At 64.2% G+C, this 18,938-nt stretch carries 18 protein-coding genes and 1 pseudogene; 6 read left to right on the top strand and 13 right to left on the bottom strand.

Annotated features, from left to right (window positions below; all coding sequences use genetic code 11):
* Window positions 1–73 precede the first annotated feature (73 nt).
* Entirely contained in the window at window positions 74–1,591 is a 1,518-nt protein-coding gene (locus tag LB577_RS08580) for a winged helix-turn-helix domain-containing tetratricopeptide repeat protein (protein WP_224686367.1), read from the top strand.
* A gap of 40 nt (window positions 1,592–1,631) precedes the next feature.
* On the opposite strand, the gene LB577_RS08575 is transcribed toward LB577_RS08580, so the two are convergent.
* The 3 genes from LB577_RS08575 to LB577_RS08565 form a co-directional block, all read right to left on the bottom strand.
* A complete protein-coding gene (locus tag LB577_RS08575; RefSeq protein ID WP_224686366.1) occupies window positions 1,632–1,988 on the bottom strand; it encodes a hypothetical protein in 357 nt (118 codons plus the stop codon).
* A gap of 83 nt (window positions 1,989–2,071) precedes the next feature.
* Window positions 2,072–3,553: a pyridoxal phosphate-dependent decarboxylase family protein gene (locus tag LB577_RS08570; protein ID WP_224686365.1), complete on the bottom strand. Its 1,482-nt coding sequence runs from the start codon at window positions 3,551–3,553 to the stop codon at window positions 2,072–2,074.
* 15 nt (window positions 3,554–3,568) lie between these two features.
* Entirely contained in the window at window positions 3,569–4,657 is a 1,089-nt protein-coding gene (locus tag LB577_RS08565; protein ID WP_224686364.1) for a PLP-dependent cysteine synthase family protein, read from the bottom strand.
* A 263-nt stretch (window positions 4,658–4,920) separates the two neighbouring features.
* On the opposite strand from LB577_RS08565, the gene LB577_RS08560 reads away from it, so the two are divergent.
* Both LB577_RS08560 and LB577_RS08555 read left to right on the top strand, forming a co-directional pair.
* Window positions 4,921–6,906, top strand: coding sequence for a BTAD domain-containing putative transcriptional regulator (locus tag LB577_RS08560; protein WP_224686492.1), 1,986 nt, complete (start codon window positions 4,921–4,923; stop codon window positions 6,904–6,906).
* Between the two features lie 94 nt (window positions 6,907–7,000).
* A complete protein-coding gene (locus LB577_RS08555) occupies window positions 7,001–7,177 on the top strand; it encodes a hypothetical protein (RefSeq protein WP_224686363.1) in 177 nt (58 codons plus the stop codon).
* 255 nt (window positions 7,178–7,432) lie between these two features.
* Here the strand turns inward: LB577_RS08555 and LB577_RS08550 are convergent, their stop codons facing one another.
* From LB577_RS08550 to LB577_RS08510, 9 genes are all read right to left on the bottom strand, one after another.
* Window positions 7,433–7,972 (bottom strand): cytochrome b, encoded by a 540-nt coding sequence (locus tag LB577_RS08550; RefSeq protein ID WP_224686362.1) that lies wholly within the window; start codon window positions 7,970–7,972, stop codon window positions 7,433–7,435.
* Between the two features lie 990 nt (window positions 7,973–8,962).
* Window positions 8,963–9,271 (bottom strand): UBP-type zinc finger domain-containing protein, encoded by a 309-nt coding sequence (locus LB577_RS08545; protein WP_023777710.1) that lies wholly within the window; start codon window positions 9,269–9,271, stop codon window positions 8,963–8,965.
* Between the two features lie 24 nt (window positions 9,272–9,295).
* On the bottom strand, window positions 9,296–10,960 hold the full coding sequence (locus LB577_RS08540) for an FAD-dependent oxidoreductase (protein ID WP_224686361.1): 1,665 nt from the start codon (window positions 10,958–10,960) through the stop codon (window positions 9,296–9,298).
* 152 nt (window positions 10,961–11,112) lie between these two features.
* A complete protein-coding gene (locus LB577_RS08535; protein WP_224686360.1) occupies window positions 11,113–12,297 on the bottom strand; it encodes a DUF1501 domain-containing protein in 1,185 nt (394 codons plus the stop codon).
* Window positions 12,298–12,311: 14 nt separating this feature from the next.
* Window positions 12,312–13,673 (bottom strand): DUF1800 family protein, encoded by a 1,362-nt coding sequence (locus LB577_RS08530; protein ID WP_224686359.1) that lies wholly within the window; start codon window positions 13,671–13,673, stop codon window positions 12,312–12,314.
* 133 nt (window positions 13,674–13,806) lie between these two features.
* The gene (locus LB577_RS08525) at window positions 13,807–15,021 is read right to left on the bottom strand and encodes an MFS transporter (RefSeq protein WP_411969225.1); all 1,215 of its coding nucleotides are present in this window, start codon (window positions 15,019–15,021) and stop codon (window positions 13,807–13,809) included.
* Window positions 15,021–15,428 carry an arsenate reductase (glutaredoxin) gene (gene arsC / locus LB577_RS08520; protein ID WP_224686357.1) on the bottom strand — a complete coding sequence of 136 codons (408 nt, stop codon included), beginning with the start codon at window positions 15,426–15,428 and terminating at the stop codon, window positions 15,021–15,023. Before arsC ends, LB577_RS08525 begins: the two co-directional genes overlap by 1 nt.
* Entirely contained in the window at window positions 15,425–16,120 is a 696-nt protein-coding gene (locus LB577_RS08515; RefSeq protein WP_224686356.1) for an aquaporin, read from the bottom strand. The genes arsC and LB577_RS08515 overlap by 4 nt, the downstream gene beginning before the upstream one ends.
* Window positions 16,113–16,469: an ArsR/SmtB family transcription factor gene (locus LB577_RS08510; RefSeq protein ID WP_023765328.1), complete on the bottom strand. Its 357-nt coding sequence runs from the start codon at window positions 16,467–16,469 to the stop codon at window positions 16,113–16,115. Before LB577_RS08510 ends, LB577_RS08515 begins: the two co-directional genes overlap by 8 nt.
* Window positions 16,470–16,511: 42 nt before the next feature.
* Between LB577_RS08510 and LB577_RS08505 the strand changes: the two are divergent.
* Window positions 16,512–17,067 (top strand): annotated as a pseudogene (locus tag LB577_RS08505) (DUF6428 family protein).
* A 43-nt stretch (window positions 17,068–17,110) separates the two neighbouring features.
* Here LB577_RS08505 and LB577_RS08500 read toward each other — a convergent pair.
* Window positions 17,111–17,536 (bottom strand): MerR family transcriptional regulator, encoded by a 426-nt coding sequence (locus LB577_RS08500; RefSeq protein ID WP_224686354.1) that lies wholly within the window; start codon window positions 17,534–17,536, stop codon window positions 17,111–17,113.
* A gap of 62 nt (window positions 17,537–17,598) precedes the next feature.
* Between LB577_RS08500 and LB577_RS08495 the strand changes: the two genes are divergently transcribed.
* Together LB577_RS08495 and LB577_RS08490 are read left to right on the top strand one after the other, a co-directional pair.
* The gene (locus tag LB577_RS08495; RefSeq protein WP_224686353.1) at window positions 17,599–18,342 is read left to right on the top strand and encodes a cation transporter; all 744 of its coding nucleotides are present in this window, start codon (window positions 17,599–17,601) and stop codon (window positions 18,340–18,342) included.
* Window positions 18,343–18,403: 61 nt separating this feature from the next.
* A complete protein-coding gene (locus LB577_RS08490; protein ID WP_224686352.1) occupies window positions 18,404–18,880 on the top strand; it encodes a transposase in 477 nt (158 codons plus the stop codon).
* Window positions 18,881–18,938 lie beyond the last annotated feature (58 nt).

The raw sequence follows: 18,938 nt of genomic DNA, 5'->3' as shown, positions 1-18,938 counted from the left end.
ATTCCCGCTGGGAAAACGTACCCCGCTTCCGCCCGGAAAAGCGCTTCGTACTTTTCGCGGAATTGCTCTATAGATGCGCTCCATGCAGGGATCGCGCTTTGCCTTCGGTCCGTTCGTGCTTGATCCGGACGCAGGGACGCTGCTTCGGAACGACGAGCCCGTTGCCGTCGGCTACCGCGGGCTGAAGCTGCTTGCCGCGTTTGTCGAACGGCCGGGGGAAATCCTGGCCAAGGCGGCGTTGATGGATGCGGCGTGGCCGGGCACGGCCGTCGAGGAAGGCAACCTCACCGTCCAGATCGCGCAGTTGCGCAAGCTGCTTGGTCCGGCCATCGATGGCGGTGAATGGATCACCACGGTTCCGCGCGTCGGCTACCGCTTTACCGGGACCATCGAACAGCTTGCCGGCGCGAAGCGAAAAACCTTGCCGCTGCCCGACAGACCATCGATCGCCGTCCTGCCCTTCGTCAATCTCAGCAAAGATCCCGGGCAGGAAGCCTTCGCGGACGGGTTGACCGAAGACCTGATCACCGACCTGTCGCGGGCCTCCGGCCTGTTCGTCATCGCGCGCAACTCGACCTTTGCCTACAAGGGAAAGGCGATGGACGTGCGCGAGATCGCCAGGGAGCTTGGCGTGCGCTATTTGCTGGAAGGCAGCGCACGGCGCGCCGCGGAACGCGTGCGCATCAACGCCCAGCTGGTCGACGCGATGAGCGGCGAACACCTGTGGGCGGAACGCTTCGATCGCCGGTTGGACGATATCTTTGCCGTCCAGGACGAGGTGATCGCCAAGATCGTCGAGGCGCTGCTCGGCCGGCTGCGCGCGCCGCCGCCGCGCAACCGGCCCAGCAATCTCGAGGCCTACGATCTCTGCGTGCGGGCGCGCAAACTGATCGACGATACGCCGCAGACGGCGCGGGAAGCGCATCTGATGCTGACGCGCGCGATTGCGCTCGATCCGGACTATGCCGAAGCCTACCGCTGGCTGGCCATGAACCACTGGATGGGGTGGGTGCATTGGGGCGAACCCGTCGAGCCCAACCGCCGCGTCGCCCTGGAGCTGGCGCGCAAGGCCGTGGCGATCGACCCAAATGATGCCGGCTGCCGCTGGGTGCTCGGCAATTTGCTTGCCTACGAGCGCAGTTTCGCCGAGTCGGAGGCGGAGTTCGCCAAGGCATTCGAACTCGACCCGAACGAGGCCGACGCCTGGGCGACATTGTCGGACATCGCGGTGCTCGCCGGACGGGTCGAGGAGGGCATGGAGCAAATCCGCAAGGCGTTCCGGCTCAATCCGTTCCCGGCAAGCTGGTACTATCTCACCCTCGGCCAGGCGCAATATGCGGCGCGCGACTATGAGGCGGCCGTCGAGACCCTGCGCCGGGACGAGACCTATCGCACGAGTTCACGCCGTTTCCTGGCGGCAAGCCTGGCCCAACTGGGCCGGCTCGACGACGCGCGCGCGGAGGTCGAACTGTTCCTCGTCAGCAACCCGCATTTCACAACCAGCCACTGGGTCTGGACCGAGCCTTTCCGCGACGACGCGATGCTCGAGCATTTCGTCGACGGCTTCCGCAAGGCCGGCCTTCCGGATTGATGCGCCTGCGCGATCGCCCGTGCAGGGTCGGAGGCGCCGATCACGGCACCAGATCGATCGTTTCGGTCGAGTGTTCCACGCAGATGAAGCAGCAGGTATCGCAAGGTTGGTCGTTATCAGGCCCGACGCCGGCGGAGATCTGATCATTGCCGTCGACCCAGGCGCCGTAGCAGATGTGCTCACCCTGATTGCAGGTGAGCGGCACCGATTTCTGGGAGCCCGGATCGATCAGGAACACCTTGTCGTTGCCCGGCCAGACCGTCTCGCGGTCGCGGCTGAACAGCTCGACCGCAACCGCTTCCTTGCGCAGGTTCTTGACGAAGAAGGCCATGTCGGCGGCCTGCGCCGAAGTGGCGAAGACCAATGCCGCAAATGCTGCCATGCGAAACAGCGTCACCGCCGGACCTCCCCGAATCATCGCGGCAGAATCGCATGCCTGCCGGGAACTAGGAAGACTCGATCACCAGGAAGACGTGGTCGCTAGGAAGACGCTGAACCCGCGATCTCCCGTCCCAGCCGTATCGTTTCCCGCACCAGAAGGTCGAGGTCGCCGCGCCTTGTGCGATGGTTGGCAATTGCCACGCGCAGCCAATGCTCGCCATGCACGGTGGTGTCGGAGAGGGTGGCAATGCCCTGCTCCTGCAGCCGCAGCATGATCTCGGTGTTGAGCGCCTTCAGCGCCTCGCCGCTGACGCCGGGCTGATAACGGAAGCAGACGATGTTGATGGTGGGCGGCATGGCCAGTTGCAGCGACGGCTCGGCCTCGATCAGCCCGGCGAGATATCCGGCTTGCGCGATGTTCTGGTCGATCAGGCGGCCGAACTTGTCGATGCCGTGCTGTTTCAGCGCCATCCACACTTTCAGCGCGCGAAAGCCGCGCGAGGTCTGCAGGCCGTAATCGTGCAGCCAGTCGCCGGAGGCAAGGCCGCGCGGCGTCGATTCCAGATATTCCGGCGTGACCGCGAAAGTGCGGCGATGCGCGATGGCATCCCTGACCAGGGCACAGCCGGCCTCGAATGGCGCATGCAGCCATTTGTGCGGGTCGAGCGCGATCGAATCCGCCCATTCGATGCCGGCAACGCGATGCGCATTGTCCGGAGCAATCGCAATCAGCGCGCCGATGCAGCCATCGACATGGAACCAGAGGTCTTCCTCATGCGCGAGTTTGGCGAGTGCCCGCAGATCATCGATCGCGCCGGTGTTCACCGTGCCGGCATTGCCGATGAGGCAGGCCGGTTTGAAGCCGGCCGCACGGTCTTCCGATATCGCTGCCCGCAAGGCCGATATGTCGATGCGCAGCCCGGCGTCGGACGGGATGCGTCGCAGCGCGCGATTGCCGAGGCCGAGCGCTTCCATCGCCTTGCGGTGGCAGGAATGGATCTGGTCGGAGCCATAGAAGCGCAGCGGTTTTTCAATGGCGGCGACGCCGTGTTCGCGCACGTCGATGCCGGCCTTGGTGTTGCGCGCCACCGTCAGCCCGATGATGTTGGCCATCGAGCCGCCGCTGACCAGCGTGCCGGAGGCGGAAGCCGGGAAGCCCAGCATCTCCTTGCACCAGCTGACCACCTGGTTGTCCGTCAGCCCGGCGGCGTGGTTGCCGCCGCCGAGGTTGGAGCCCTGGATCGCCGCCAGGAAATCGCCAAGCGCGCCGGTAAAATTGCTCGACCCCATGTACCAGGCCCAGAAGCGCGGATGGACGTTGCCCATCGGATAGGACATCACCGTGCGGGAGACCTCGCCATAGACCGCGTCCAGCGGCGCCGGCGATCGCGGCAGGGGTGCCGTGAAAGCCTCTCTCACATCAGCCGGCATCTCCCGCCAGACCGGGCGGCCGCGCACGTCGCGCAGATAGTCGACTGCCTCGTCGATGACCCGATGCGACAGGGCCTGGACTTCGGCCCAGTCCAAGGGGTCAAGCGTTTCCTCGGTCACCATGCCGAGGGTTTCCGGCGCGACGTCCATGACAGCCTCCTCCCGTCAAGCCACGGGGAATTGGCAGCCCGGCGTCGAACGCGACAGCGCCGTCTCGTCGGCGTCCATCTCGGCCTCGATGCCGTCGAAGAGCGGCGTCGACATGTAGCGTTCGCCGGTGTCGGGCAGCATGCACAGGATCACCGCGCCGGCCGCCGCATTCTCCGCGACCTGACGCGCCACGGCGAAGGTGGCGCCGCCGGAAATGCCGGTGAAGATGCCTTCCTGGCGTGCCAGCGCCTTGGCCCATTTGATGCCCTCGGGCCCGGCGATCGGCATCACCTCGTCATAGAGGCTGGTGTCGATCGCCTCCTGCAGGACATTGGGGATGAAGTCCGGCGTCCAGCCTTGCACCGGATGCGGCTCGAAGGCCGGATGGCTGGCCGCGGGCGCGCCATCGGCGCCGCGCTGCTGCGCCTTGCCGCTGCCTATGAGCTGCGCGTTGGCCGGTTCGGCGAGCACGATGCGGGTGTCCGGCCGCTCGCGGCGCAGGACGCGCCCCACGCCGACGACGGTGCCGCCGGTGCCATAGCCGGTGACGAAGCAGTCGAGCCGCGAGCCGGCGAAATCGTTGATGATCTCGCGCGCGGTGGTCGCCTCGTGGATGGCGGCGTTGGCCGCCGTCTCGAACTGGCGGGCGAGGAACCAGCCATTGGCCTCGGCCAGTTCCACCGCCTTCTTGTACATGCCGAAGCCCTTTTCGGCGCGCGGCGTCAGCACCACCTTGGCGCCCAGCATGCGCATCAGCTTGCGGCGCTCGACGGAAAAGCTATCGGCCATGGTGACGACCAGCGGGTAGCCTTTCTGCGCACAGACCATGGCGAGCCCGATGCCGGTGTTGCCGCTTGTCGCCTCGACCACAGTCTGGCCGGGCTTCAGTGTACCGCTGCGCTCGCCTTCCTCGATGATGTTGAGCGCCAGGCGGTCCTTCACCGAGGCGCCCGGGTTGAAGAACTCGGCCTTGACGTAGATGGTCGCATGAGCCGGTCCGAGATTGTTGATGCGCACCGCCGGCGTGTCGCCGACGGTATCCAGAATGCTGTCGAACAGGCGGCCGCGCCCGGCGGTGGTCCTGATCGTTTGTTTGTTCAACATCTCTGATCTCCTCGATCGTTGTGTCTCGTCGTCGTGTCTGCCTTCACAGGCCGGTTACAAACCGACGGTTTGGGCGGCGAGGTTTGGAGACCTTGCCGCGCTAGGATTGATCGGACGGCACTGCGGCAATGGCCGCGGCCGGCGCGAAAACGCGCTGCCGGATGCCGTATCGTGTTTGATGATACAGCAGGGGCCGACAGGCCAGCGTGGGAGCAGGCGTGGAAACAGCCGTGGAATCCGCACCATCGAGACTGGATCGCGACATGCCGATCCTCTCCGTGCGCACGCTCGGATCGCTGGCGGTCGTGCGCGATGACGTGCCGGTGGTGCTGCCGGCGTCGCGCAAAGTGCGCGCATTGCTTGCCTATCTGGCACTGGCGCCCCATCCGGTCGGGCGCGGTCGCCTGTGCGAAATGCTGTGGGATGTGCCGAACGACCCGCGTGGCGAATTGCGCTGGTGCCTCAGCAAGCTGCGCGGCGTGCTCGACACGCCGGACCGGCGCCGGGTCCTGACGCAGGGCGACACGGTCGCACTCGATCTCGACGATTGTCCTGTCGACGCGCTGGAGGTGAGCCACGCCGCGACACAGGGGATCGAAACGCTTGAATTGGAGCCGTTGCGAACGCTGGCCGGGCTCTTCACCGGCGCGTTCCTCGATGGGCTGGAGCTCGACCGCAGCCCGCTTTTCGACAGTTGGCTGATCGCGCAGCGGCGCCGCCTCGGCGCTTGCCATGCGGCGGTGCTGGAGCAGCTTGTCGAAAGATTGCCGGCGGATGGCGACGAGGCGATCGGCCATCTCGACAAATGGGTGGAACTGGCGCCGTTCGACGGGCGCGCGCACGCCGCGCTGCTGGCCAGCATGGCCCGGCGCGGCGAGGTTGGCGCGGCCGAGCGGCATCTGGCGACGGCGCAACAGTTGTTCCAGTCGGAGGATCTGGATTTCGCACCGCTTCGCGCCGCCTGGCGGACGATCCGCGATCAGGCGCCGGCGGTCTCGCTCCGGGTGCCGCCGGTGTCCGCGCTGTCGCAGCCGCTGGCGCCATCGGGCGATGCCGGCGCGGTCGAACCAAGCCACGCTTCGCTGGCGGTGATGCCGTTTGTCGAGGAAGCCGGCGGCACGCGCGGCGGGCTTGCCGATGGTTTCACCCACGACATCATCACCCGTCTCGCCAAGCTCAGGGATTTCTTCGTCATCGCGCGCGGATCGGTGTTCGCGCTGGCGCAGATGAACATCGCGCCGGACGAAGCCGGCAGAAAACTGAATGTCGACTACGTCGCCACCGGCACGGTGCGCAGCCCGGCCGGCCGCCTCATCGTCAGCGTCGAGCTTATCGAGGTGCGCACGGCCAGGATCGTCTGGGCTGAGACCTTCGAACGCCGGCCCGACGACATCTTCGCCGTGCTCGACGATATCGGCGACAGCATCGTCTCGTCGATCTCGGCCGAGATCGAAACCGTCGAGCGCAACCGCGCCATGCTGAAGGCGCCCAATTCGCTCAATGCCTGGGAGGCCTATCATCGCGGCCTCTGGCACATGTACCGTTTCACGCAGGCGGAAAACGAGCAGGCGCGGAACCTCTTTGCCACGGCCGTCGAACTCGATCCGACCTTTGCCCGCGCCCATGCCGGCCTCTCCTTCACCCATTGGCAGGCCGCCTTCCAGCGCTGGGGCGACCGCGACCGCGAAAGCGCGCTGGCCTTCGAAAGCGCCGGCCAGAGCGTGCTGGTCGACGACCACAATCCGGCCGCGCACTGGGCGATGGGACGGGCGCTGTGGCTGCGCGGCGAGCAGGACGGGTCGCTCTCCGAACTCGAACGCGCGGTCGACCTCAGCCCGAATTTCGCGCTCGGCCACTACGCGCTGTCCTTCGTGCATTCCCAGTCGGGCGACCCGCAGGCGGCGATAAGTTCGTCCGACCATTCGCGGCATCTCAGCCCCTTCGACCCGCTGCTGTTCGGCATGCTGGGCGCGCGGGCGATGTCGCATGTCCGGCTCGGCCAATTCGAGGAGGCGGCCGAATGGGCGCTGAAGGCGGCGGCACGGCCCAACGCCCATGCCATCATCCTGGCGATCGCCGCGCATTGCCTGGCGCTGGCCGGTCGGCTCGACGAGGCGCACGGTTTCGCCGCCGCCATCCGCAAGACAATGCCCGATTACCGCGCCGACGATTTCATCGGCACCTTCCGCTTCGAGCCGGATGCCGAGGCGCTGTTCCGGCAAGGCGCCAGGCGCATCGGCCTGAACTGAAGCTGCGCGCGCCACTCGTTAACAAAGCCGGAAGGAGTTGTTTAACCGTTCGCGGCTATGTGACGCCCGGGGGGTCCATGGCAAAGTGAGTATGATGAGCGACAGCCCCGACAAGCGCAGCGAATGGCGCGCCATTCTTTATGTACAGGCCCGCGTCGCCATCCTGTTCGTTCCGGTGGTGGCCAGCCTGCTCGCCATCGCCGCCCTTGCCGGCAACGAGCGCAAATCCGTTCCCGATGTCGACCGGACGATCACCGGGTCGGTGCGATAGATCATCCGGCAGTGCTCGGCACCAGTGGTCGAGCCTTCAGCGGAACCCCCGCGTCGCGTTGACCATTGTGCTCCAGAGCAATCCCCCTGGAGAACATGATGATCCGAGCGCCCGCCGCCACCGCAGACGGCGACGACCTGACGAAAAAGAAGGTCGAAGGAAAGGCCTTCCAGGTTAATCAGAACAGCGTCGACAATCCGACATCCGCACCGGTGACGCCAATCGGACTGGTCGAAGGAAGATGGCTTGCGCCTGTCAGGGCGCAGCTTCCGGCAACATCCGCTTGAGCACGTCGTCCTTGCGGACATAATGGTGCCACAGCGCCGCCGCCGCATGCACACCGGCCAGGATGAGGATGGAATTGGCGGATAGGCTGTGCAGCTCCCTGAGGAACCGGGCCGTGTCGCGATCCGGCGAAACCGGGGCCGGGATGGTGAAGAGGCCGAAGAAGCTCAAGGCATCGTCCCGGTACCAGGTCAGCAGGATGCCAAGAATCGGAATGGCCACCAGCAGCGCGTAAAGCAACACATGCGCGACCTTGGCCGCCCATCGCTCAAGCTCTGACATTTCCGTCGGCAACCCGGGCGTTCCAAGCGTCAGGCGCAGGCCGACTCGGACGACGACCAGCGCGAAAAGCAGCAGACCGAACGAAATATGCAACCACCAGACGAGCGCTCGTCCCGGATCCCCGCGCGGAAAAAGCTCCTCGACGTATGTCAGGCCATAAAGGCCGATGACCAGCAGGAACACTGCCCAGTGAATGGCCTTCTGCGCGCTCGTATAGGTAGGATTCATGCGTGCCTTCCAGTTTTGAACGTTTCTAAACTAGCCGCGACCATGTCAAAGCTTTGTTCGAGGACGAGCCCCTCTTTCAAGAGAGCGTCCAAGGACAAGGCCGTGATGATCGTGATTCGATGAACACTGGAACAGGCAACCTGTCAGTTCGCTGACAACAGGGTATCGGATGGCACGATGCGTCGACCAATAAAGGCCCGGACGACCCCCAGCCCTTAACCAAAATGTGGACTTCTGGTTGAAGTTCCTAGCGAACGCCGTAAGTCACAACGGCTTGCGGGGTTTTCTCTTGCTGGAAAAATCTGAAACAGACGAAAAACTGCACCTTCCCCGCCCCTTCAACGGGGTGAACGTCAATTTCTGCAAGACCCGTTGTGCTCGAACTTCGGGAAGGCTGCGGAACTTGAAGATGGGTGGGGAAAGAAGCGCGGCAGGGATGGGACGACGCCAGCCATGCGGCTGGGACTGGCCAAGGGTCCTGTGTGGTTCGGGGAGGTAATCTATTTCACATGAAATTTGCGACGATGATCTCTACAGCGGTATTCATGATCAGCGTCCACACCTTCTTGTATATGAAGGTCAGAATTGTGAGCAAACACAAAGGGTTTGGGAAATTTGCAAGACTTGGTTATAGGAATCAAACTCACGTAAATTTAGATAATAAATCCATCCCTCCGGCGCTTGTTGCCGAGTGGAATTCTAAAATTCCAAAATATCGTGTTTTTCTCTTATTTGGATGCGCGCAATTCCTATGCGTTTGGTGTTATGCGATTCTATTCGCAGTATGAGCCAATGACCGATTTGTGCGGCAGCTTTCCCATCGCTTTGACAGTCCGGCACACACCGTGAGCGAATGATAGGCTTCCGGTTTGTCCATACGCCTATTAGATCCCAACGGGAAAGAATGTGGAGCCGACGGATTCTAGCCGCTCCATATATTAGTTAGGGGCTGGCGGACGACCCGGGCTTTTCTTTGGATCTCGGCGCCCTTCAATAGAACCGTGGGATGGGACCGTTCTGCGGCGTCGTGCGGTCGCCGAGGTCGAGAAAGACCTCGTCGACATAGCACCAGCCCCAGCCTTCCGGCGGATCGTAGCCTTCGATGATCGGATGGCTGGTGGCATGAAAATGTTTTGTCGCGTGGCGGTTGGGCGAGTCGTCGCAGCAGCCGACATGGCCGCAGGTGCGACAGAGCCGCAGATGCACCCACCACGAGCCGCTTTTCAGGCACTCCTCGCAGCCAAGCGCGCTCGGCGTCACGTCCTTGATCCCGGCCGCATGCTTGCATTCATCCGCCATCACACTCTCCCTGCCAGTTGAGGCTCAACTCTTCGTTTGCGCAAGATAGGCATGCAATGCGGCGACCACCTGGGCACCCTCGCCGACGGCCGCTGCGACGCGCTTGACCGAGCCGCAGCGCACGTCGCCGATGGCAAACACGCCGCCGAGGCTGGTCTCCATCAGGCCGTGCGCCGGTCCCAGCTCCGATCCGGTGCGGATGAACCCCTTGGCGTCCAGCGTCACGTTGCACTGCGCGAGCCAGTCGGTGTTGGGGTCGGCGCCGATGAACAGGAAGAGATGGCGGATCGGGCGTGTCGTCTCCTCGCCGCTGACCCGGTTGCGCCAGCGCACCGTGGCAAGATTGCCGCCCTCGCCCTCCAGCGCCTCGATTTCGGTCCCGGTCAGCACCTCGACGTTCGGCTGCGCCCTGATGCGCTCCACCAGATAGCGCGACATCGAGGCTTCGAGGCTGCCACCACGCGCCAGCAGCGCCACTTTCCGCGCATGGCTGGCGAGGTAGACAGCCGCTTGGCCCGCCGAATTGCCGGCGCCGACCAGCGCCACCTCCTGGCCGGCGCAAAGCCGCCCTTCTATGGGCGAGGCCCAATAATGCACGGAGGTGCCCTCGAACTGCCCCAAATTGGCGACATCGAGGCGGCGATAGCGCGCGCCACTGGCGATGACCACGCTGCGCGTCCGCACCATCTCGCCGTCGCCGACATCGAGGAAATAGCGCGCGCCTGAATTGTCGGTCGCGGCGCTCAACAGCTTCGCCTCGTCGGGGATCACCATTTCGACGCCGAATTTCTGCGCCTGGTTGTAGGCGCGCGCCATCAGCGCCATGCCGGTAATGCCTGTCGGGAAACCGAGATAGTTTTCGATGCGCGAGGAGGCGCCGGCCTGCCCGCCGAACGCCCGGCAGTCGAGCACGATGGTCGACAGCCCTTCGGACGCCGCATAGACCGCGGCCGCCAGCCCAGCCGGCCCGGCGCCGACGATGGCGACGTCATACAGCGTATCGGCATCGATCGGCCTGAGCAGGCCGATGCAGCGGGCAAGGTCCTTCTCGCTCGGATTCATCAGCAGCCTGCCGTTCGGACACAGCACGACCGGCAGATGGTGGGGATCGACGTCGAAGCGCTCGACCAGGGTTTTGGCGCAGGGGTCGCTGGCGGAATCGAGCACGCGGTGCGGCTGGCCGCTGCGGGCCAGGAAGCCCTGCAGCCGCAACACGTCGACGTTGTCTGATGGTCCGATGATGATCGGCCCGCTGGTGGCGCTTTCCAGCAGCCCGACACGGCGCAGGATCAGCGCCCGCATGATGCGCTCGCCGAGATTGGCCTCCTGCACCATCAGGTCGCGCACACGCTGCGAGGGGATGACGAACGCCTCGACCGGTTCGGCGGCCTCGGCATTGACCAGCGAGGGGCGGGCCGAAAGCTGCGCCAGTTCGCCGACGAAGCTGCCGGGTCCATGGGTGACGATGGTCTCGCGCCGGCCGAGCCCGCCATCCTGTGTGATATCGACCTTGCCCGACAGCACAAGGATCAGGCCTGGCGCCACGTCGCCGGCCTTGATGATGGGCTCGCCGGCGGCATAGGCGGCGGCCTCGCCGAACCGGCGCATCCGGTCGATGTCCACCTCGGCCAGCGTTGGAAAGGCCTGGTCGCGACGGGCGCCGAAGATCGCGGTGCTGGATTGAGACATGCTGGATTGAGACCTGCTGGATTGAGACGTGGTCTTGAGCGTAACGAAGCGGGCGCCGGGTTTGAAGCGGTTTGTTTGATGCCTGGCCGGGAGGCGAGGCCAGCGATACGAGGTGCCGACAGACGGCGTCGGGCGCAGATGTTCAGCGCGCGCTACCCGATCAGCCCGTTCAAAGGCCTGACGGCGATGCTGGACGGGAATACACGCTGTGACAGAGCGAGTTCCGAGATGCCGAGATGGTCGCGCAGAAGGCCCTTCAGCACCGCCCGAAGATCGGTGGTCGGCATCAGGTCCCGGCCTTGATACAATTGCGAGGTTCCAAGTCCCGGCCAGTCCGCCACCACCCGTCCGCCGTTGACGGCGCCACCCATCAGGAAGGCCGTCGTGGCGGTACCATGATCGGTCCCCTCATTGCCGTTGATCCGCGCCGTACGCCCGAATTCGGTGATGACCACGATCACGGTATCGTGCCAGACGGACTTCAGGCCGCTGACCAAACCCTCCAAAGCGCCGTCCAGGGCCGCCAACAGCCTTGCCAGCTTCCCGTCCTTGGCGCCCTCTTTCGCGTGCGTGTCCCAGCCGTCGAAGCTAAGTGCGGCAATGCGCGGGCCCGACTCGGCCGCAAGCAATTTCGCCGCGCCCTCCGCAGCTTCGCGAAAGGAAGGCCCGGCCATTCTTGTGCGCGGCACCGGATCGTCGCCATGAGCCGACAGGCTGTCTATCTCGCGGCCCTCGATAAAGGCACGCAAGAGCGCCGGATCGATTTCGCCATAAAGCCCCATGAGGCGATCTTGCGTGTCCGGCGAGGCTGACCGGAAATTTGGCGGCGTCCATGTCAATGTGGGTGCGGCACCGCGGAAAATCAGCGGGACAGTGGGGCTGACGGCCAGCCCGACCGGCCGGGCAACCTCGATCCGGTCGCCGACCGGAAGTTCCAGCACCGCACGATTGAGCCAACCGGATGCTGTATCTCGCGGTCCGGGCATGCCGCTTTCCAGGACATCCTGGCCGTCGAAATGGGATCGATCCCTGTAGGGCGTGGCAGCGGCATGGACGATCAGGGTGTCGCCGGCCACGTAGTGATCGTGCAATGTCCGCATCGCGTCGTGCAAGCCGAAAAAGCCGTCCAATGACAGGATGCGGCCGATGCCGGCCACGCCAATCGCAAGCTCGCCCCGCAACCGCGCGTAATCCGGGTCCCCGATGGGTGGCGCAACGGCCAGGCCGTCCAAAGCTCCGCGCAGGATCACGACCACCATCCGTGGATCGCGCGGCGCCGCGTGGGCCATGCGTGGCATTCTCGACCAGGCGACGAAACTGCCGTTTGAGGCAGGCATAGGGGGCGTCCCCGTCATCTGCGTTGAAACTCCGGGCTCATGAGCAGCAAAGCCAGCGCCTGGGACCTGCTTCGGGCGTGCGCGATATGCTCCCGCGTGGTTGCGGAACAGGCCGTGCCCAGCACCGCATCGACCAGGGCCAGCGGATCCAGGTCGACACGGGCGCGCGCCGCCAGCTCTTCGGCGAAATCGAGGCGATCGGTCATCGCATTGCCCGCCAGCCAGCTATCGGCGTGATCAGGAAAGCCATTGGGAGCGTTCGGATTCCACAATGGCTGCCCAAGCGCACTCAACACGCGCGCGACCTGCGCGACATCGGTGCGGAGATCCAGTGCCCTGAGAGCCGACCACAGGAATTCGCTGGGGCTCTTGATCTTCACCGCCGGGCCCCACGCCTTGTCGTGGAGAAGCAGCATTCGTACGCACGCTTTCAGATCCCCGGCACTCTCCAGGAAGATTGCCGCGATCGTTTCGGCAATGTCGGGCGCGGGATCATCGTTGATGAAGTGACGGACGAGCTTCCAGGCGATCCGCCTTGCCGTTGCTTCATGGCCCGCCAGGGTGGACAGAACCGCCTCGCCCTGATTCAGGCCGGTTTGCGGATAGTCGACATCCATGACCTGCTGGCCGCCAGGCTCGTGTGCATCCGCGGTGAAACAAAAGCAGCCATAGTCATCGGCGAGTTCATCATCCTCGCTGGCGCCCCTGTAACTCCAGCCGGTCAACACTTTCGACAGCGCGCTGACATCTGCCTGCGAATACCCGGCCTCGACCCCTATCGTGTGCAATTCCAGCAACTCGCGCGCGTGGTTTTCATTGCAGCCGCGCCCGGACCGGCGCCCGATCACCGAATTCGGTCCGACCGAATTGGCGCTGTTGAAGTAGGAAAGCATTGCCGGGTGCCGGGTTACAGCGACAAGCATGTCTTCGAACCGCCCGAGCACGAAAGGCCGGATGGCTTCCCGCTCGAATGCCGCCGCGGTGCGCCGGACAGTGCCATTGGCACTGGTCTCGACCACGAAATGGTTCATCCAGAATGTCACCAGCCGCTCGACGAGCCCTGTCCTGGCGATCAGGGCGCGGTCTATCCGGGCCCGCACTTCCGCTTCGAGCACCCGGCGATCGATCGGCACGAAGAAGGTGAGGCGGCGGATCGCCGCCGCGAGATAGCCGCGCGGAAGGCGATCCTGGCGATGTCGTTGCGTGATGATTTCGGCGGCGGACAGGAGACCCCCACCAGTAAGGAGGGCAATATCCGGCTCATCCAGCTCATTGAGAAGAACAGTGCGTGGATCGCCATCCAATAGAGACAGATCGCGGGATCGCGGCCCGAGTCCGAAACGATGATAACCAATCGATGCGGATGCGAAAGCCACTCATTCCCACCCTGTCCATGGACTCAATATTGAACGTACTGAGCAACATACGTTGCCAACCAGCAAAAAAAAGCGGCCGGTGGAGGTATGCTATCGTGCAATAGTGGTACGCAACCCGTATATCCGATCTGGACTAAGATGGTACGATGGTGCGGACAGGTCGCGAGGAGTTGCGTTTAAAAGCGAGCAGAGCGGCGACCAATAGGACATTGACAAGGGCGAGCCCAAGCAGCACCGATAGCAAGCCCGACGCGCCGACATGCTCCAGCAAGAGAGCGCCGAGCGATGGCGCGGCGGCCTGGGCAATCAAGCTTGGCATGGCAAGCCGACCCATCAGTTTCGCGTAACCGGGGGCGCCAAACAGCGCCAGAGGCAACGTGCCACGCGCGATGGATTCCAGGCCGATGCCGGCGCCGTAAAGCGCAAGGGCGACGGGCAGCATCGGCAGTCCGGTCCACAGCGCAGCAACGCCGAAGACGACAAATGCCACCGAGGCCAGTTTGGTCCATATCGGATGATGATAGCGGGCGATGGCCATCTCTACGGCCCGGGCACCGACCTGCGAAGGGCCAACCAGCGCGCCAAGGCCAACCGCGGCAGCGAGCGCAAGGCCAGTCGACTGCAGCACGGTCAGCAGATGCACCGACAATGTCGACGATATGACCGCCGACAGCGTGATGCTTGCCGCCAGCGTGGCCATCAGGGGCAGGCTGCGCGGCGCCAGGCCGGCTTCCGGCGGGGTGGCCGCCGCGAGCGGGGGTTCGGCGGGAACGCCACGCGGCAGCACGAGCAGATAGGCGGGCAACGCCACCAGGAGCTGGATTGCCGCATACACCAGGCACACGCCGCGCCAGCCGAACGCATCGAGCAGAAGAGCCGAAATCGGCCAGCACACCGTGCTGGCGAAGCCGCCAAACAGCGTCAGGCTGATGATCGCCGAACGGGCACCGCGCCCATACAGCCGTCCGAGCGTGCCGAAGGCCGCATCGTAAAGGCCTGTGCCCATACCGAAACCCATGATGAGCCAGCCGGCGACGAAGACGGGCAGGTTCGGCGACGCGGCAAGTACCGCTTGGCCGATGCCGAGGCAAACAGCGCTGAAGGCAAGTGTCACGCGGCCGCCATGGCGTTCGATTGCCGCCCCGACATGCGGCGATATCAGGCCCGCGACAAGCAGCCCGAGCGACAGGCTGCCGATCACCCAGGGAAACGGCCAGCCGGTCCGAGCCGACACGGCAGGGCCAATGACCGCCGGCAGGTAGTAGGAAGAGCCCCACGCCATGATTTGCGTGAGCCCGAGCGTCGTGACGATGACGCGACGGTCCGGCATCGGGTGGTCTCGGCTCATCAACGGGCCGGATAGGTCACCGCTTCACCATCCTCCTTGGTGAAGCTGGCCACGGGGTGGTCGAGCAAGTCCAGCACCAGCTCCGACGGCCGGCAAAGCCGCGTGCCGCGCAGGGTCTCGACAATCGGCCGGTTTATAAGAATTGGATGGGCGAGCATCTGGTCGATCAACTCGTCCTCGCTCCATTTTGCGTCAGCCAGGCCCAACTCGGCATAGGGCGTGCCCTTCTCACGCAGCAGCGCCCGCGCGGGCATGTTCATGGCCTTGAGCAGGCCGACAAGGCGAGAGCGCGAGGGCGGATTTTTCAGATACTCGATGATTTCGGGCGTTTCGCCGCTCGCTTCGATCAGAGCCAGCGTGTTGCGTGACGTGCCGCAAGCCGGGTTGTGATAGATGGTGACAGTCATGGCGCTGCCCTTTCGGTGTGTGCGGCGGTTGAGGCTGGCGAAAGCAGCCAGCTCATCGTGCCGGCGGCTATGAGTGCGCCGGCCAGTTCGGCGACGATGAATCCGGGAAGGTCGGCAGGCCGAATGCCGGAAAAGGTGTTGGACAGCGAACGCGCCACCGCAACCGCGGGGTTGGCGAACGACGTCGATGCCGTGAACCAGTAAGCGGCGGTGATGTAGAGACCGACCAGCCAGGGAACGGCTTTCCGCTCGAACCGCACGCCCGCCAGGATGACGGCGACCAGGCCAAAGGTCGCGACACCTTCAGACAGCCATTGAGCGCCGCCGGTGCGTATATGCGTTGAGGCCTGCACGAACGACTGGCCGAACATTGCGTGCGCCGTCACCGTGCCGGCAATGCCGCCGAGGGTCTGGGCCACGATGTACATGCCCGCCAAGCGCATCGGCAGCTGCCGCAGGACTGTGAAGACCAGCGTGACCGCCGGATTGAAATGCGCTCCGGAGATGGGCGCCAGGATGGTGATGAGGACCACAAGAATGGCGCCTGTCGGCAGCGTGTTGCCGAGCAACGCAACAGCTTTGTCCGGCGTCAGCGTCTCGGCCATGATGCCGGAGCCGACCACCGTGGCGACGAGGAAAGCAGTACCGAGCGCCTCGGCCGCGACACGGCGCGGCACGCTGTATTCAGGCATCGGCACGGCTTCCATCGTTCGGGACGCAGCATGTCGGGTTGAGCGCCGGCGAACAGATTTCCGGCCGGCCGGAGCAGCAATCCTCCATCAAAAACCGGATAAGGCCGGTCAGCGCGTCATACGCGGCACTATAGACGATCGATCTGGAATCTCGCCGTGCGGCAACCAGGCCGGCGCGTTCAAGTTCCTTCAGGTGAAAGCTGACGTTGGAGGGCGAGACCTCCATCTGCTCGGCCAGGACACCGGCGGCGATGCCGTCGGGCCCCGCAATGACCAGCCGCCGCAGGAGCCTCAGGCGCGTTTCCTGCGACAGCGCCCCGAATGCGGAAAGGGCTTGACGTTCATCCATATTTCAATAATCCTAAAAATATCAAAATAAGGATTACCGCAGATGGTCGGCCCTGACAACACCGAATTCGACAACCCCGAATTCGACCATGTCCTGCCGCCAGGCTCGGCCGACATCACCATAGAGGGCTTGCTTGGGTTCCTGTCCGCCCACGGGGAAAAAGCCCTGGTGTTTGTCTATGACGGACACGCGGTGCGGTCTGGCTATCACGTGACCGAGGTGAAGGCCGGCCAGTTCGCCGCCCTCGATTGCGGCGCCAATCCCGAATCCTGGTCGGAGATTTTTGTGCAGTTGCTTGATGTGGATGAGGCCGAACGCACGCATATGCCGGCGGCCAGGTTCTCGGCCATCATCCGCAAGGTAACCGAGCATGTCGGGCTCGACCATTCGGCCAAGCTGACCTTCGAGGTCAGCGACGGCGTGCGGCCCATGCAACTCTACAGCGCGGCTCTTCCCGAAATAGTCGCGGGCACCGTGCGTGTCGACTTGTCACCGCGACCAGCGAGCTGCAAGCCGCGCGACCGATGGCTCGAGGAGCAACAGAAGGCCAGCGTTTCATGTTGCACCGGCAATTGAGGGAAAGCCGTGCTGCAGCTGACATTTGGCTGGCCGCCGAGCAGAGCCCACGCGGATTGGACACTTCACCCCAGAGCCAAAGGGCCGTGTTCATGGCTCCGATCAGCCAAAGTCTCGATGACCCGGCATTCAGCCACCCGGCCGCAGGCGCACTCATCGACCATGCGTGACAGCTCCAGTCGCAGAGCGTTGAGGCTGGCGATCCTGCTCTCGACTTCCGCCAGCCGGGCCTTGGCTATGGCGTCGGCTGACGCACAGGACTGCTCTGGTCTGTCCTGAAGCGCCAGCAGCGTCCGAATGGCGTCGATCTCAAAGCCCAGTTCGCGGGCGTGTTTGATGAAAGCCAGCCTCGAAACGGCGCCCTTGGCGTAGCGTCTTTGCTGCCCGTCGGTGCGCGGTGGCGCCGGCAGCAGGCCGATCTGCTCATAGTAGCGGATGGTGGGGACCTTCACCGCCGTTCGCCGCGAAAGCTCGCCGATTGAGAAATCCATAAAACCCCTTGAACCTCTAGTGGCTAGAGGAATTAGAGTGGCTTGAAACATGGAGATTTTCAATGGCCCACGATTGCTGCGCTCACGAAACGACGATCTGCGCAGGCCCGCCGCCTCTGGTGCTGCCGGCCGGGATCGGCAAGGCGGAAGCGGCAGGTGATGGCTCGGCGAACGCCTCATGCTGCTCGGGCGGCGTGGCCGTCTTCGATGGCATGGATATTCGCTACAAACGCGTGCTTTGGGCTGTCATTGCGATCAACGGCGCGATGTTCCTCACCGAGATGGTTGCCGGGCAGCTGGCCGGATCGCAAGCCCTCAAGGCCGATGCCTTGGACTTCCTCGCCGATACCGTCACCTACGGCCTCAGCCTCGCCGTGATCGGCGCGACCCTGCAGACACGCGCGACGGCGGCCTTGTTCAAGGGCCTGTCGCTGTTCGTCATGGCGCTGTGGGTGTTCGGCTCGACGGCCTACCAGACCATGATCCTCGGCGTTCCGAGTGCTGAGGTCATGGGTGTCATCGGCTTCATGGCGCTGGCGGCAAACCTCGCCTCCGTCCTGCTGCTGCGTCCCTACAAGGATGGCGACGCGAATGTCCGCTCGGTCTGGCTTTGCTCGCGCAACGACACCATCGGAAATGTGGTGGTGATGGCTGCCGCCATAGGGGTTTGGGGCACATCCACCGCCTGGCCGGATCTCGTCGTCGCCGCACTGATGGCCGGGATATTCCTGACCTCGTCCGTTCAGATCCTGAGACAGGCTTGGTCTGAGTACAGCCAGGGCCGACAGCTTGCTGCCGCGGAATAACAAAAAAGCCCGGACGATGAACTGACCCCCGAAAGTTGGACACAACCTTCGGGGGTTTTGCATGTCCAGACATGGTGCGCGTTTCAAGCGCTTGGTTGTCGATAGCTATTTACGCGAGGATGAGAGTTACGCGAGTGCGGCGTCGAAGCATGGAGTTGACGCTGCGACTGTTCGCAAGTGGGTTGCTTTGTACCAGGCGCATGGCGATGCCGGGCTATCGTGCAAGTACAGCCGTTACGACGCGGTGTTCAAGCTGTCGGTGCTTGAGCGGATGTGGGAGGACGGTCTGTCGTATCGCCAGACGGCTGCGCTGTTCAATATCCGCAATGCCGGTTGCCTGGCGGGCTGGGAGAAGCGCTATCATGCGGGCGGGATAGAGGCGCTCGGCCCTCGTCCCAGAGGAAGACCCATGTCAAAGCCGCCGGCCCCCGCAGTGCCTGTTGCAGCCAGTGACGAGGCCAAAAGCCGCGAAGAACTGCTGGCTGAGCTGAGGCATCTGCGGATGGAGAACGACTACCTAAAAAACTGGAGGCCTTAACGCAGGGACACGCGCCCAAAAAGCGCAAGCCGTCCAGGCGTTAAGGCCGTTGCATCCG

The sequence above is a fragment of the Mesorhizobium sp. B283B1A genome (assembly GCF_020165735.1).
Lineage (GTDB): Bacteria > Pseudomonadota > Alphaproteobacteria > Rhizobiales > Rhizobiaceae > Mesorhizobium > Mesorhizobium opportunistum.
The sequence above is the reverse complement of the archived record's forward strand: the minus strand, read 5'-3'. Positions and strand labels throughout refer to the sequence as shown.

What these genes read in the sequence shown, in the direction of transcription:
- LB577_RS08580 (WP_224686367.1), top strand. Translation starts at nt 74, where the DNA reads ATGCGCTCCATGCAGGGATCGCGCTTTGCCTTCGGTCCGTTCGTGCTT.
- LB577_RS08540 (WP_224686361.1), bottom strand. Translation starts at nt 10,960, where the DNA reads ATGTCTCAATCCAGCACCGCGATCTTCGGCGCCCGTCGCGACCAGGCC.
- LB577_RS08570 (WP_224686365.1), bottom strand. Translation starts at nt 3,553, where the DNA reads ATGGACGTCGCGCCGGAAACCCTCGGCATGGTGACCGAGGAAACGCTT.
- LB577_RS08555 (WP_224686363.1), top strand. Translation starts at nt 7,001, where the DNA reads ATGAGCGACAGCCCCGACAAGCGCAGCGAATGGCGCGCCATTCTTTAT.
- LB577_RS08500 (WP_224686354.1), bottom strand. Translation starts at nt 17,536, where the DNA reads ATGGATTTCTCAATCGGCGAGCTTTCGCGGCGAACGGCGGTGAAGGTC.
- arsC (WP_224686357.1), bottom strand. Translation starts at nt 15,428, where the DNA reads ATGACTGTCACCATCTATCACAACCCGGCTTGCGGCACGTCACGCAAC.
- LB577_RS08515 (WP_224686356.1), bottom strand. Translation starts at nt 16,120, where the DNA reads ATGCCTGAATACAGCGTGCCGCGCCGTGTCGCGGCCGAGGCGCTCGGT.
- LB577_RS08565 (WP_224686364.1), bottom strand. Translation starts at nt 4,657, where the DNA reads ATGTTGAACAAACAAACGATCAGGACCACCGCCGGGCGCGGCCGCCTG.
- LB577_RS08495 (WP_224686353.1), top strand. Translation starts at nt 17,599, where the DNA reads ATGGCCCACGATTGCTGCGCTCACGAAACGACGATCTGCGCAGGCCCG.
- LB577_RS08545 (WP_023777710.1), bottom strand. Translation starts at nt 9,271, where the DNA reads ATGGCGGATGAATGCAAGCATGCGGCCGGGATCAAGGACGTGACGCCG.
- LB577_RS08560 (WP_224686492.1), top strand. Translation starts at nt 4,921, where the DNA reads ATGCCGATCCTCTCCGTGCGCACGCTCGGATCGCTGGCGGTCGTGCGC.
- LB577_RS08535 (WP_224686360.1), bottom strand. Translation starts at nt 12,297, where the DNA reads ATGCCTGCCTCAAACGGCAGTTTCGTCGCCTGGTCGAGAATGCCACGC.
- LB577_RS08525 (WP_411969225.1), bottom strand. Translation starts at nt 15,021, where the DNA reads ATGAGCCGAGACCACCCGATGCCGGACCGTCGCGTCATCGTCACGACG.
- LB577_RS08490 (WP_224686352.1), top strand. Translation starts at nt 18,404, where the DNA reads ATGTCCAGACATGGTGCGCGTTTCAAGCGCTTGGTTGTCGATAGCTAT.
- LB577_RS08510 (WP_023765328.1), bottom strand. Translation starts at nt 16,469, where the DNA reads ATGGATGAACGTCAAGCCCTTTCCGCATTCGGGGCGCTGTCGCAGGAA.
- LB577_RS08550 (WP_224686362.1), bottom strand. Translation starts at nt 7,972, where the DNA reads ATGAATCCTACCTATACGAGCGCGCAGAAGGCCATTCACTGGGCAGTG.